The sequence below is a fragment of the Buchnera aphidicola (Eriosoma lanigerum) genome (genome assembly GCF_964059125.1).
Lineage (GTDB): Bacteria > Pseudomonadota > Gammaproteobacteria > Enterobacterales > Enterobacteriaceae > Buchnera_D > Buchnera_D aphidicola_C.
On record NZ_OZ060395.1, the window covers coordinates 175,080 to 190,292 of the forward strand.

A 15,213-nucleotide genomic window follows, 5' to 3' on the forward strand; every position below is an offset into this window, starting at 1 on the left:
TTTTTTTTTTGCAGTAAAAAATCATTTATTTTAATTGATATTTTATTTTTATAGAAAGATAATATTAAAAATATTAATGTATAGTTTTTATTTATATTTAAATTTTAATATTTTTTTTTGTTTTGTATATTTTATATTTTCATTTATTATTAATTCAATATTAATTGTAAATAATAATATTTATAGTAATTTGAGTATATATGTTAATGTGTAAAACAGTAAATTTATAATTTATATTAATTAAATATAGCAGATTTTATGAAAACAAAAATAATTAACAACAATGATGAGAGTTATAATATTAAGTTATCTGTATGGTTACAGTATTTAGAAAAAAAATGTAAAAATATTAGTACTAAAAGTTTATCTAACGTTAAGTGTGTAGCTAATAATTTAAATTTATTACAAACTAATGCTTTTGTTTTTATTGTTACTGGTACAAATGGAAAGGGTACTAGTTGTATAGTGTTAGAACAATTACTATTAGAATCCGGTTATCGTGTAGGATTGTATACATCTCCGCATTTAATTCATTATAATGAAAGAATTCGTATTAATGGACATGTAGTTGATGCTTATAAACATATATTAGCTTTTTCTGAAATAGAAAAAGTAAGTAAAAAAGTTGAATTAACTTATTTTGAATTCATAACATTATCTTCTTTATTTATATTTAAACAAGAAAATCTAGATGTATTAATATTAGAAGTTGGAATAGGTGGTAGATTAGATGCAACAAATATTTTAGATGCAGATATAGCTGTAATTACTAATATTGCTATGGATCATATGGATGTTTTAGGAAGTGATTTAGATAGTATTGGATATGAAAAATCTGGTATATTTAGGACTGGAAAAATAGCAATTATTGCTGAACAATGTATACCAAATAGTATTTATAAAATTGTAAAAGAAAAAAAGATTTTATTAAAAAAAATAGGTTATGATTGGAATTGGAAAATATATGATAATACATGGGATTTTTTTTATAAAAAGAAATGTTTTGATAATTTGCCTATTCCTTCATTATCTTTAGAAAATGTAGCTACATCAATTGCAGCTTTATCTTTTTCTAATTTTAATATATCGAAAAAGATTATTACGAATGTTGTTAAACGTACACATATTCCTGGAAGATTTCATATTATTTTAAATCAACCACTAGTTATTCTTGATGTTTGTCATAATCCACATGCTGCAAAATATTTATCACATCAGTTATCACAAATAAAAAAAGATAAAATTATACATGCAGTGGTAGGAATGTTAAATAATAAAGATATTTTAGGTACTATATCTCCTTTTCTTTCTTTAATTAAATTTTGGTATTGCTCTTCTGTTAATAGTGAAAGAAGTATGTTAGGGTGCGATTTAATAAAATATTTACCTATTACGAATAGTCGTGTATTTAACAAAATTTCAAATGCATTTTTATCAGCTTTAAATAATGCTCAATTGAGTGATATTATTATAGTTTTTGGATCTTTTTTAACAGTATCTGAAGTATTATCTATGTTCTCTAAAAATATCATTTAAATAATATGTAAAAATAATTTTTCTCTTATCGATACATTTTAATAGTATTAATCGATAAATATAATGTTATTTAACTATATCATAGGTTGTATTTATAATGTATATTTCTAAATATTTTAATATAAAAAAAAATTGTTTATATGAATTATATGTTTTTATTAAGTCTTAAGATTAATGGATTGTATCCCAAGACTTATATGATAATATAATTAATATATATTTATAGCTCTTTTATATATGTATAAATATATTATTAATTTAGTGAAAATAATTTTTATATATATACACATATTTATTTGTATAAATATTTAATGTTCAAACATAGCAGAAATAGATTCTTCATTATTAATTCTTCTAATAGCTTCAGCTAACATTCCTGATAATGTTAATGTTCTTACATTTTTTAAATTTTGAATAGTTTTCAATAAAGGAATAGTATCAGATACAACTACTTCATCAATATGTGATTGTTTTAAATTAATTAGTGCATTACCAGAAAAAATAGGGTGTGTAGCATATGCGAATACTCTTTTTGCTCCTCTTTGTTTTAATGCTTCAGCAGCACGACAAAGAGTTCCACCAGTGTCAATTATATCGTCTACTAAAATACAATCTCTTTCTGCTACATCTCCTATAACATGCATGACTTCAGATACATTGGAATTAGGTCTTCTTTTATCAATAATAGCCATATCTGTATCGTATAATAATTTAGCAATAGCTCTTGCTCGAATAACACCCCCTATATCTGGAGATACCACAATAGGATTATTTAAATTAATTTTTAACATGTCTTCTAAAAAAATTAAACTTCCAAAAACGTTATCTACAGGTACATCAAAAAATCCTTGAATTTGTTCAGCATGTAAGTCTACTGTTAAGATTCTATCTACACCTACGTTAGATAAAAAATCAGCTACAACTTTAGCTGTAATAGGCACTCTTGAGGATCGGACTCTTCGGTCTTGTCTAGAATATCCAAAATAAGGAATTACAGCTGTAATTCTTCCTGCTGAGGCTCGACGTAAAGCATCAATAATAACTATTAATTCCATTAAATTATCGTTTGTTGGAGCACAAGTGGATTGAATAATAAAAATATCTCCACCTCTAACGTTTTCATTAATTTGGACACTAATTTCACCATCACTAAATCTTCCTACTAATGCATTTCCTAAAGTAGTACATAACTTATCTGCTATAGATTGAGCTAATTTTAGTGTAGCATTTCCAGAAAATAATTTCATATCTGTCATGTGCATTCTTCTTTTTTTAAAATAATTTTATTTTGAATAGATAGTATCACTTTTTTCATAGATAATTAATGATTTTTATTTTAAATTATATTTTTAATAAATATTTTTTTTATTTTTAATATTTATAAATTATTTATTATATAAATAATTCAATATATAATATAAAAAAAATAAAAAATAGAATTTATTCTTATGGTAAAAAAAAAGTTGTATTTTAATTATTTTTTGAATTTAATGAATATTTTAGTTTTATTCTTAATAATATTATATTTTAGTATATATATAATATATAGAGATTATTTATAATATTTTTGTTATTAAATTAATAAATAATTAAGATTAATTAAATGTGTATAAGATTTATTTACTATAATTACAACTGATTAATTCTTAAATATTAATCATAATTTAATTGTAATTATGATTAATATTTTGTTATTAATGTATTATCATAATAAAATTTTAAGAATATAATCTTATTTAAGATTTGAGATTAATTATTGAATAGAATATTTTATTTTTTATTTTATTTTTTTTGTTGTTATAAAATGTTTTAAATATATTTAAGATTAGTATAAATTTATATAATACTTTTGGTTTTATAGTAATTATATATAAATTAAATTTATCTTTTTTATGTATTATTAAACATAATTTTAATAAAAGTAATCATAATATATATTTATATGTTGTTTATTAATTATGAATATATCAATTAAATATTATAGAAATTGATTTTTAAATTAATTTTACTTAATTTTTATTATTTATAATTATTTAATATAAATATTATATATAAATTTCACTTATATTAAAAATTTTTGTTGGAAGATGAATATTTTTAGTTATTTATTTAATATACATATATTATTAATTATAGAATACTTCATATTTTTTGATATATCTATTAAATAGATATTATGGTTTTACTTTAAATTCAATCAAAATACATACATAATATATAAATCAGTATATATATTTAATTTATAATATATTTTATGTTAAGATAAATTAGTTATAATTTAAATATATTTTAAACATTATAATATAATGGGTTATACATAAATATGAAGAATTCAATTATTATTAAGTTAGAAACTTTACTTCATAGATATTTAGAATTAGAAGTCATGTTGTCTGATATTCATGTTATAAAGAACCAGAATCAGTTTCAATTATTATCTCGTGAACATTTACAGTTAATGGATATTGTACATTGTTTTTTATCTTGGAAAAAAATAAAAGACGATATACAAACGTATGAATTATTAGTGCAAGAGAATGATATTTCTACTTTAGCTAAGAAAGAATTAGATTTAGCTAAAAACACTAAAAAAGAAATAGAAATGAAATTAAAAAAACTTTTGTTACCTAAAGATCCTAATGATCATTTAAGTTGTTTTATAGAGATACGTGCTGCTACTGGAGGGGATGAAGCTGCTATTTTTGCAGGTGATTTATTTAGAATGTATATTCGGTATGCTGAATTTCGTAATTGGAATATAGAAACAATACATAGTAGTGTTAGTGAAAAAGGTGGGTATAAAGAAATAATTGCTAAAATTAATGGTGTTAATGTATGTGGGAGATTAAAATTTGAATCTGGTGGTCATCGAGTTCAGAGAATTCCTCAAACAGAATCACAAGGTAGAGTTCATACTTCTACTTGTACTGTAGCTATTATGCCTGTTTTTCCAGAAGCAGAAAAAATTATAATTAATACTAATGATTTAAAAATCGATACTTTTCGTTCTTCTGGTGCAGGAGGACAACATGTAAACACTACTGATTCAGCTATTCGAATTACTCATATTCCAACTGGTTATGTAGTAGAATGTCAAGATGAAAGATCTCAACATAAAAATAAAGCCAAAGCATTATCAGTACTATCAGCAAGACTTTATTCTGCTGAAGTAACTGCAAGAAATAAGCAAACATCTTTAATTAGAAAAAATTTATTAGGTACAGGTGATAGATCAGATAGAAATCGAACATATAATTTTCCACAAAATAGAGTAACTGACCATAGAATTAATTTAACTTTGTATTCTTTAAATGAAATTTTAGAAGGTAATTTAGATATTTTAATTGATCCAATATTACAAGAATATCATACTGATCAGCTTTCTTTGTTATCGAATATATAATTATATGAATATTTTAAATTGGTTTAAATTAGTAAGTAAAAGATTATCTCATATTAATAATTCTAGATATGATTTAGAAATTTTATTGAGTTTTGTTATTAAGAAAAGTAAAAGTTGGATTATTGGATTTAATGATTATCAATTATCTGAAAACGAAGTAGTTCAATTAGAAAAATTAATAATTAGACGTTCTTTAGGTGAACCAATTGCATATTTATTGGGAGAACAAGAATTTTGGTCTTTACCATTTAAAGTTTCTAAAGAAGTATTAATTCCTCGTCCAGAAACTGAAATATTAGTTGAATTATGTTTATATAAATTACAAACTATTAATGTAGCTAACATACTTGATTTAGGAACTGGTTCTGGAGTTATTGCGTTATCTATTGCTAGTATAAAAAAAGAATGTCACATTACTGGTATTGATTGTATGCAATCAGCAATTACTATTTCTAAATACAATGCTAAAATATTGCAGATTTCAAATGTGCATTTCATTTGTAGTGATTGGTTTTCTTCTATAAATTCAAAATTGTTTCATGTTATTGTAAGTAATCCACCATATATTAGTATTAATGAATATTCTATTATTCGTAATAATTTAAAATATGAACCAATTAAATCTTTAGTATCTCATAGTTGTGGATTAGGTGATATAATGTATATTATTCAAAATGCTAAAAATTATTTATATTCACATGGATGGTTATTAATTGAACATGGTTGGAATCAAAAATATAGGGTACAAAATTTATTTAAATATAACGACTTTATTAATATAAAAACATATCAAGATTATAGTGGTCATGATCGTGTAACTATTGGACAAAAAAAATAATAATTTACATTTACATTATATTTAATGAAATATATTAATTTATGATAAAGGAAAGAATATGACATTTACACCTATTACAAATGTTGTAAAAGAAACATTATTAGAATCAATTATTACAACTTTTAGTTCTATTCGAGAAGATTTTCCTGTAGATTACGTAAAGATAGAATTACAATCTAAAACTAAAGAAATGGAGTTATATATTTCTAATTGTATTAAAGTAGATGAAAAATTAAATAAATTGTTAGAAATTTTTTATGTTTATTGGAAGTTTGGACCAGCTAATGGGATTTATAAATTATCTGAAGTATTGTGGATTGATAGTGTATTACGTACTCGTAAAGGAACAGCAGTATCTTTAGGTGTAATATTATTACATATTGCTCAAGAATTACATATTCCTTTAGAACCAGTAATTTTCCCTACTCAATTAATTTTGAGATGTGACGGATCAGATGGAAAAACTGTTTTAATTAATCCATTCAATGGTGAAATATTAGATAAACATATTTTAGAAGTATGGTTAAAAGGAAATATTAGCCCTACTGCAGAATTATATTCCAATGACTTAAAAACAGCAACATTGTCTCATGTTATAAAAAAAATGTTAAATACTTTAAAATCTGCATTAATGGAAGAAAAAGAAATGGAATTAGCATTAAATGTTTCTCATGTTTTATTAAAAATTAATCCTAATGATCCATATGAAATTCGTGATCGAGGTTTAATTTATGCTCAATTAGATTGTGATCATATTGCACTAGCTGATTTAATTTATTTCGTAGAACATTGTCCAGAAGATCCTATTAGTGAAATTATAAAAGTTCAAATTCATTCTATTGAACAAAAAAAACTTATTTTGCATTAGAGAAATGATATGTTTACTTTTGATTAGTATTAAATAGTATATTTATAATATGAATATATATAATGAATTTTTTTAAATTGTATTAATAATTTATGTGAAAAGTAAACATTTATAATTGTGTTGCATATAATATGTTTTAATTATATTTAACTTATTTTCATGTAAAAATAATAGTTTGATTGATATCTATATATATATTAATAATTTTTTTTTTAATATAAATTAATAATTAATAATTATCAATATTTTCAATAAATAATTTATAATTATGTAATTATTAATATTTTTCATTTTACAAATTTATTTTGTTTTCAATCTTTTTTGGTAAAATTAATATTTTTTAGAATAATTATACTAAATAATAAGTTATTTTAAGAGCATGTATTTTAAAATAAATTAAATTGATAACCATTGCAAATAAATGAATTGTATTATTTAAATATACATACAATAAATAAAATATTAAATTATTGTAATATAGTTTTTCTTTTTTTATTTATTTTTTTATTGTAATAAATTTGATTTAATACAACTATTTTAATATTTTTTATACTTTTTGAAATAATTTTTTATTATTAATAATATATACAATATGTTTTTTTTAAATAGTTAATTTGAATATATCAATTTTTTTTTTATGTAGTATTTTGTACTAGTATTCATTTTTTATATTATTTAATAACATTTTTTTATTTAATTTTTGATGTATAAATTTAATGTATTTATTTTATTATTTTATATTTTCACAATGATTTTAATTATCATCTTGTATATATTATGTTGTTAATTAATATATTATATATATAAATATTATTTTAGATTATATATCTATAATAGTTCTTATTTGTATAACTACTATGTAGTTTTACTATATATATAATTATATTAAAAAATTATATTAAAAAAAATAAAATGAATTTTATTAAATTCATAATAATTAATAGATAATATTATTATTTTTAATTAAATAGTAAAACTATTTATTTTATTATTTTAAAATTTTTATTTTAATTTATATAATAAAACAATAATAATATTGTTTCATTGTTAGAATTATTTTTCTATTTATATTTCGTTTAATATAGATTTTTAAAAATAAATAATATAAAATTAATTATATATTTTTTTATTTTGATATAAATTTAATTTATTTTCAAAATACATACTAGTTTTAAATAATAACATGAAAGTAAAACATTTAGTATTTGTTTTAAATTTCGGTAGTTCTTCTTTTAAGTTTGCTGTAATAAATCCTTATGATAACAAGAATTATTTGTCTGGAATAGTAGAATGTTTATATTTATCTAATGTGAAGATAAAATGGATTTGTAATGATGTTCAGTATCAAAAGACATTTAAGGATACAATATCTAATAAAGATATATTAAAGTTTGTAATTACAGAAATTTTGGAAAAAGAATCATATATTTTTTCTAATATTGTAGCAATAGGACATAGAGTTGTGCATGGAGGAATAAAATTAAATGATTCAACAATAATTAATCAACAAGTCATTGATGACATTAAAAAAGCAATTATATTTTCTCCTATACACAATCCAGCTAATTTAATAGGTATTCAATTAACTTTACAATTATTTCCTCATTTATCTAAAAAAAATGTAGCGGTATTTGATACTTCTTTTTATAAATCAATTCCTAAGAAAGCATATTTATATGCAATTCCTTATTTTCTATATTCTAAACATGGAATTCGAAGATATGGTGCTCATGGCATTAGTCATCAGTATGTTATGTTTAGAACAGCTACAATTTTAAATAAAGAGTTAAATACATTAAATATTATTAGTTGTCATTTAGGAAATGGAGCTTCTGTATCTGCTATTAAAAATGGAATTTGTATCGATACTTCGATGGGTTTAACACCATTAGAAGGATTAGTAATGGGGACCAGAAGTGGTGATATTGATCCTTCTATCATTTTTTTTATGCATAAGGAATTAAATATTTCTATAAATGAGATTAATAATATTTTAATGTTTAAATCTGGTTTATTAGGATTAAGCGATATTAGTAGTGATTTTAGAAATATCGAAAGTCAGTATGAAATAAATAAACAAGCGAAGAATACAATTGATATATTTTGTTATCGTTTAAGAAAATATATTTCTTCATATTTTTCTTTAATGAATGGTAGATTAGATGCAGTTATATTTACAGGTGGAATTGGAGAAAATTCTTCTTTAGTTAGAAAATTGGCTATAGATAATTTATCATTATCAGGGGAATTATCTATTGATATATCGAAAAATAATTTAATTATGAAAAAAACAAATTTTTTTATAAATTCAGAACATAGTATTCCAATATTAGTTATTGCTACCAATGAAGAACTAGCTATAGCTAAAGAAACTATACAATGTATATATTCGTAGTATTAAAAAAAATTTATATATATAATATATTTTTTAGTATATTCATTTAAGATAATTTAATTAAGAGAGCTATTGTGACACGTTCTATTATGTTAATTCCATTAGGAAACAATGTTGGTTTAACAGTAACTACTTTAGGAATTATTAAGGCTATTGAACAACAACATTTAAAACTTACTATTTTTCAACCAATTTTAAAGAACATTGTTTTTGATAGTGATGTAAATGATTTTATTCATGTTGTGCAAAAAAATAACAATATTAATGTTGTTTATTCAATACATGATATTTATTATGATGATATTCATCATACACATAAATATTCTTTACTAATGGATCAAATATTTGAAGATTATAATCAAAAAATATTACATACAGATTTAATTATAGTAAATAGAATAAAATCAAAAAATAACAGTATATTAATCAATAAAATTAATTATGATATTGCAATTAATTTAAATATAGAAATAATTTTTGTTTCGGTTATAAATAATAATATATTTGATTTACAAGAAAAAATTAGTATTATTAAAAATATATATGGTGTAAGTAGAAAAATTAATATTTCAGGTATTATTTTCAATAAAGTAATTGAGCATGATATAATATATAAGGAATTTGATTCTTTACTTTTTTTTAATAATTTTGGTATACCAACCAAAGAGATAAACAATATACAGTTATTTATAAAATATACCGGAATAAAATTGTTATTTTCTATTCCTTTAAATTTTTCATTAATTTATATTCCAGTAATTGATTTATGTAATTTTTTACAATTAGATTATATTAATAAAAAAAATATTCATAAAAATATTATACAATCAATTTCATTAATAGAAAAACAACATGATTATGATTATAGTTTCAATAATATTAATTATAATGCATTAGTTATTGTTTCTGCTGTAAATAAAAAATTTTTATGTAATTTATTACAATATTCAAAATTACGTAATAAAATTAGTTTATTAGTCATTACTAATTTTAATTTGGACTATGATTATATAAAAAATTTTATTACACAAGTAAAAACAACTAATCTTTCTGTAATTTTTACAAGTAATCATACTTTATTTTTTTTATCTTATTTAAAATACTTTAATTTATATACTGTAACGAGTAGTATTAAACATTTAATTTATGCGCAAAATTTTATTTTAAATTATGTCAATCAAAAATGGATACAATCATTTAAAAATTCATGTAAGATTAAAAATTATTTTTTTCCAATAGAATTTCGATATCACATTCGAAATTTAGCAAAAAAATCATTACATAAAAGAATTTTATTACCAGAAGGATACGAACCTAGAATAATTAAAGCTGCTGTTTTTTGTAGTAATAATAGTATTGCAGATTGTATTTTATTAGGAGACAAAAAAATAATTTTTAATATTGCTTTAAAAAATAATATTCAATTAGGAAATAATATTAGTATTATCAATCCTACACATATTTCAAAAAATTATGTTAATCGTTTAATTCAATTAAGAAAACATAAAGGTATGAATGAATTTATGGCTTTAGAGCATATAAAAAATGATATTGTATTAGGTACATTAATGCTAGAATTAGGTGATGTAGATGGATTAGTAGTAGGGGCTGTACATACAACTGCTGATAGTATCCGACCAGGTTTACAATTAATAAAAATGGCTTCGAGTTACTCTTTAATTTCTTCTGCTTTTTTTATGTTATTACCTGATAGAACATGTATTTATGCTGATTGTGCTATTAATGCTGATCCAGATTATAAGCAATTATCTGAAATAGCAATTCAATCTGCAGAATCAGCAGTACTATTTGGAATAAAACCAAAAATAGCCATGATTTCATATTCTACTGGTACTTCAGGAATAGGTAAAAAAGTAGAGCTTGTTAGACAAGCTACATTACTCGTTAAAGAAAAGAGACCTAATTTTATAATAGATGGACCTATTCAGTATGATGCAGCTATGGCATTAGATGTGGCTAATATTAAAGCACCTGATTCTATAGTAGCTGGAAATGCTACAGTGATAATTTTTCCTGATTTAAACACAGGCAATACAACATACAAAGCTGTACAACGTTCAGCTAATATTATGTGCATTGGACCTATGTTACAAGGAATGAGAAAACCAATTAATGATTTATCTCGAGGAGCATCAGTAGAAGATATAATTTATACTATTGCGTTAACTGTAATTCAATCTAATAATACTATTATTTCTAATATTTAATAAAATCAATGTAATGTTATTTATTTAAATATATATATGAGAAAGCATTTGATATGCATAATATATTTTTTATTTTTATTATTAATATAGTGTAATAGTAATATTATTCATAGCTATACAACAACATGGAAAAATTTCTCCAGGATGAGCATATGCTATAGGTTTTATAAATATATATCTCACAATTCCTTTTTTTAAAATTACTCTACATAATCCACAGTATCCATATCTACATTGATAATTAATTTTAATTTTATTTTTTTCTAAAATAGATAATAGTACACTTTTTGTATTATAAAAAATAATTTTATTAGTATTACCTATAATTTTTATGCAATAATTTTTCATATTATAATTTAAATTTTTTAAAATCATGATCATTAATTGAAGAATCAATTTGTCCAACTAAATAGGAACTGATTTCAGTTTCCTGTGGAGCTACTTGTACACTGTCTGAATTTAACCAAGAATTAATCCATGGAATAGGATTAGATAAATTGGAAAAAATTGGTTTTAATCCTATAGATTGCATTCTGATATTAGTAATATATTCAATATATTGACATAAAATATCTTTATTTAGTCCTAACATAGATCCGTTATTAAATAAATATTCTGCCCATTTTTTTTCTTGATTTGCTACTTTAATGAATATTCTTGATGATTCTATTTGTAATTCATTAGAAATATGAGCCATCCCTTCATTATTATTATGATTTTGTAATATGTTAATAATATGTTGAGTTCCTGTTAGATGTAAGGCTTCATCTCTAGCTATTAATCGAATAATTTTTGCATTACCTTCCATAATCTCTCTTTCAGCAAATGCAAAAGAACAAGCAAAGCTAACATAAAATCGAATAGCTTCCAGTGCATTTACACTTATTAAACATAAATATAATTTTTTTTTAAGAGTTTCTAAATTAATAGTAATCATTTTGTTATTAATATAATGAACACCCTCTCCTATTAAGTTCCAGTAATAAATCATATGAATTAAATCATCATAATAATTAGAAATATCTCTAGCTCTAGTATTTATAAATGTATTTTCAATAATATCATCGAATATTAATGAAGGTTGATTAACAATGTTTCTAATGATATGTGTATATGATCTAGAATGTATAGTTTCTGAAAATGACCATGTTTCAATCCAAGTTTCTAATTCAGGAATAGATACTATTGGTAACAGAGATACATTTGGGCTTCTTCCTTGAATAGAATCTAGTAAGGTTTGATATTTTAAGTTACTAAGAAAAATATGTTTTTCATGTACAGGTAATTTTTGAAAATCAATTCTATCTTGAGATAAATCAATTTCTTCTGGTCTCCAAAAAAAAGAAAGCTGTTTTTCAATTAATTGTTCAAAAATTAAATATTTTTGTTGATCATATCTAGCTATGTTAACTGATTGTCCAAAAAACATTGGTTCATTCAATTGATTATTTTTTTTTTGTGAGAAAGTACTGTATTTCATTAAATAATCCTAATTAATATAAGAATATATAAAAATGAATCAGTTATTTTTGTCTAATATATAGATAAGATGTATATGAGATTAATTATATATAACATGATCCGCTAGTACAATGTTCATTTTTATTGATAGAATAAGTGTTATCTGAGTGGAATTCATCATTAACTCCATCTCTTGTATTTTGATAATAAAGTGTTTTTAATCCTAATTTATATGCGGTAAGTAAATCTTGTATAAGATTCTTCATTGGTATTTTATTATGTAAAAATTTTTTTGGATCATAATTAGTATTGGCAGATATAGATTGATCAATAAATTTTTGCATAATTCCTACTAATTGTAAATATCCAGTATTATTTGGTAAATCCCATAACAATTCATATTTTGATTTCAATTTGTTAAATTCTGGAACTACTTGTTTTAGTATACCATCTTTAGAAAATTTAATACTAATATATCCTCTTGGAGGTTCAATTCCATTAGTAGCATTCGATATTTGAGAAGATGTTTCAGAAGGCATTACTGCAGATAATGTAGAGTTTCTTAATCCATATTTTTTAATTTTTTCCCTTAACAGTTCCCAATTAAAGTGTAATGGTTCGTTACATATATTATCAATTTCTTTTTTATATGTATCTATTGGTAAAATACCTTTATAATAATTAGTCTGATAAAATAACGAGCAAGATCCTTTTTCCTTGGCTAATTGACATGATGCAAGTAATAAATAGTATTGTAGAGCTTCAAAAGTTTTATGAGTTAATTTATTAGCGCTACTATCAGAATATTTGACATTGTTTTTTGCTAAATAGTAAGCAAAGTTTATGACTCCAATACCTAAAGATCTTCTTTTTATTGCAGATTGTTCTGCAGCAATTATTGGATAATTTTGATAATCTAGTATTGAATCAAGAGCACGTACTATAAGATTAGATAGTTCTTTGATATCTTTTAGGTCATTGATGCTACCTAAGTTAATAGCTGATAACGTACATAACGCAATTTCTCCATTTTTGTCATTAATATCGTTAAGAGGTTTAGTAGGTAACGTAATTTCTAGGCATAAATTTGACTGTCTAATAGGAGCAAACATTGGATTAAATGGACTATGTATGTTACAATGATCAACATTTTGTATATATATTCTTCCAGTAGAAGTTCTTTCTTGTAATATTAAAGAAAATAAATCGATAGCTTTAATTTTTTTCTTTTTTAATTTTTTGTTATTTTCGTATTGATGATATAATTTTTCAAATTTTTCTTGATTAGAAAAAAATGAATCGTATAAATCTAATACGTCTGATGGACTAAATAAAGTAATATATTCTCCTAAGATCATTCTTTGATACATTAATTTATTAATTTGAACAGTGTAATCTAAATGTCGTACTCTATTTTCTTCTACTCCTCTATTATTTTTTAGTATTAACAAGCTTTCTATTTCAAGATGCCAAATAGGATAAAAAATAGTAGCTGCACCTCCTCTTACCCCACCTTGTGAACATGATTTTACTGCACTTTGAAATAGTTTATAAAATGGAATACAACCAGTGTGAAAAGCTTCTCCAGAACGAATAGGACTACCTAAAGCACGAATTTGTCCAGCGTTGATACCTATCCCAGCTCTCTGTGAAACGTATTTAATAATACTACTAGTTGTAGCATTAATAGAATTTAAACTATCTGAACATTCAATTAAAACGCAGGAACTAAATTGCCTAGTTGGTGTTCTTACTCCTGACATAATAGGAGTAGGTAAAGAAATTTTAAATGTAGAAATAGCATTATAAAAATTTTTAATATACTGCATTCTTGTTGTAATAGGATATTTAGAAAACAAACAAGCAGAAATTAAAATATAAAGAAATTGAGCACTTTCATAAATTTTTCCAGTAACACGATTTTGTACTAAGTATTTTCCTTCTAATTGTTTAACAGCAGCATAAGAAAAATTCATATCTCTCCAGTGATCTATAAACGAATTCATAAGATGATATTCATCTTTATTATAATTTATCAGTAGTTGTTGATCATATTTACCTAATTTTACCATTTTTTTTACATGTTCGTATAATGTTGGCGGTTCAAATTGATTGAATGCTTTTTTTCTTAAATGAAATATAGCTAGTCTAGCGGCCATATATTGATAATCAGGAGAATGTTGAGATATAAGATCAGCTGCTGCTTTAATAATAGTTTCATGAATATTAATTGTAGTAATACCGTTATAGAATTGTATACGTGATTTTAGTTCTACTTGAGACACTGATACATCTTGTAGTCCTTCTGCTGCCCAATTTAATACTTTATGAATTTTTTCTAAATTAATTAATTCTTGTTGATTGTTTCTTTTGGTAACAAATATAGTTTGTTTCATGTAGTGTATTCCTATTTATATTAGGATGTAAGTGTATTAAAAAGAAATACACATGTTTATTGTATTAAATAGAAAAGAAACAATATGT

At 22.3% G+C, this 15,213-nt stretch carries 10 protein-coding genes; 6 read left to right on the top strand and 4 right to left on the bottom strand.

Going from position 1 to position 15,213, the window contains the following annotated elements; all coding sequences use genetic code 11:
- The first annotated feature begins 258 nt into the window (after positions 1-258).
- The gene (folC, locus tag AB4W75_RS00780) at positions 259-1,536 is read left to right on the top strand and encodes a bifunctional tetrahydrofolate synthase/dihydrofolate synthase (protein ID WP_367679563.1); all 1,278 of its coding nucleotides are present in this window, start codon (positions 259-261) and stop codon (positions 1,534-1,536) included.
- 308 nt (positions 1,537-1,844) lie between these two features.
- Here the strand turns inward: folC and AB4W75_RS00785 are convergent, their stop codons facing one another.
- On the bottom strand, positions 1,845-2,792 hold the full coding sequence (locus tag AB4W75_RS00785) for a ribose-phosphate pyrophosphokinase (RefSeq protein WP_367679564.1): 948 nt from the start codon (positions 2,790-2,792) through the stop codon (positions 1,845-1,847).
- 1,067 nt (positions 2,793-3,859) lie between these two features.
- On the opposite strand from AB4W75_RS00785, the gene prfA reads away from it, so the two are divergent.
- The 5 genes from prfA (at position 3,860) to pta (ending at position 11,268) form a co-directional block, all read left to right on the top strand.
- Positions 3,860-4,939, top strand: coding sequence for a peptide chain release factor 1 (gene prfA, locus AB4W75_RS00790; protein ID WP_367679565.1), 1,080 nt, complete (start codon positions 3,860-3,862; stop codon positions 4,937-4,939).
- A gap of 4 nt (positions 4,940-4,943) precedes the next feature.
- Entirely contained in the window at positions 4,944-5,777 is an 834-nt protein-coding gene (gene prmC / locus AB4W75_RS00795; protein ID WP_367679566.1) for a peptide chain release factor N(5)-glutamine methyltransferase, read from the top strand.
- Between the two features lie 58 nt (positions 5,778-5,835).
- Positions 5,836-6,645 (top strand): invasion regulator SirB1, encoded by an 810-nt coding sequence (gene sirB1, locus AB4W75_RS00800; protein ID WP_367679567.1) that lies wholly within the window; start codon positions 5,836-5,838, stop codon positions 6,643-6,645.
- A gap of 1,183 nt (positions 6,646-7,828) precedes the next feature.
- Entirely contained in the window at positions 7,829-9,040 is a 1,212-nt protein-coding gene (locus AB4W75_RS00805; protein WP_367679568.1) for an acetate kinase, read from the top strand.
- A 74-nt stretch (positions 9,041-9,114) separates the two neighbouring features.
- Positions 9,115-11,268 (top strand): phosphate acetyltransferase, encoded by a 2,154-nt coding sequence (pta, locus tag AB4W75_RS00810; RefSeq protein WP_367679569.1) that lies wholly within the window; start codon positions 9,115-9,117, stop codon positions 11,266-11,268.
- Between the two features lie 81 nt (positions 11,269-11,349).
- Here the strand turns inward: pta and yfaE are convergent, their stop codons facing one another.
- From yfaE to nrdA, 3 genes are all read right to left on the bottom strand, one after another.
- Entirely contained in the window at positions 11,350-11,664 is a 315-nt protein-coding gene (yfaE, locus tag AB4W75_RS00815; protein WP_367679570.1) for a class I ribonucleotide reductase maintenance protein YfaE, read from the bottom strand.
- A complete protein-coding gene (nrdB, locus tag AB4W75_RS00820; protein ID WP_367679571.1) occupies positions 11,618-12,748 on the bottom strand; it encodes a class Ia ribonucleoside-diphosphate reductase subunit beta in 1,131 nt (376 codons plus the stop codon). The genes yfaE and nrdB overlap by 47 nt, the downstream gene beginning before the upstream one ends.
- Positions 12,749-12,833: 85 nt before the next feature.
- Positions 12,834-15,125, bottom strand: coding sequence for a class 1a ribonucleoside-diphosphate reductase subunit alpha (gene nrdA, locus AB4W75_RS00825; protein WP_367679572.1), 2,292 nt, complete (start codon positions 15,123-15,125; stop codon positions 12,834-12,836).
- Positions 15,126-15,213 lie beyond the last annotated feature (88 nt).

Coding starts and splice junctions, on each gene's coding strand:
- folC (WP_367679563.1), top strand. CDS start 259: ATGAAAACAAAAATAATTAACAACAATGATGAGAGTTATAATATTAAG.
- AB4W75_RS00785 (WP_367679564.1), bottom strand. CDS start 2,792: ATGACAGATATGAAATTATTTTCTGGAAATGCTACACTAAAATTAGCT.
- prfA (WP_367679565.1), top strand. CDS start 3,860: ATGAAGAATTCAATTATTATTAAGTTAGAAACTTTACTTCATAGATAT.
- prmC (WP_367679566.1), top strand. CDS start 4,944: ATGAATATTTTAAATTGGTTTAAATTAGTAAGTAAAAGATTATCTCAT.
- sirB1 (WP_367679567.1), top strand. CDS start 5,836: ATGACATTTACACCTATTACAAATGTTGTAAAAGAAACATTATTAGAA.
- AB4W75_RS00805 (WP_367679568.1), top strand. CDS start 7,829: ATGAAAGTAAAACATTTAGTATTTGTTTTAAATTTCGGTAGTTCTTCT.
- nrdB (WP_367679571.1), bottom strand. CDS start 12,748: ATGAAATACAGTACTTTCTCACAAAAAAAAAATAATCAATTGAATGAA.
- nrdA (WP_367679572.1), bottom strand. CDS start 15,125: ATGAAACAAACTATATTTGTTACCAAAAGAAACAATCAACAAGAATTA.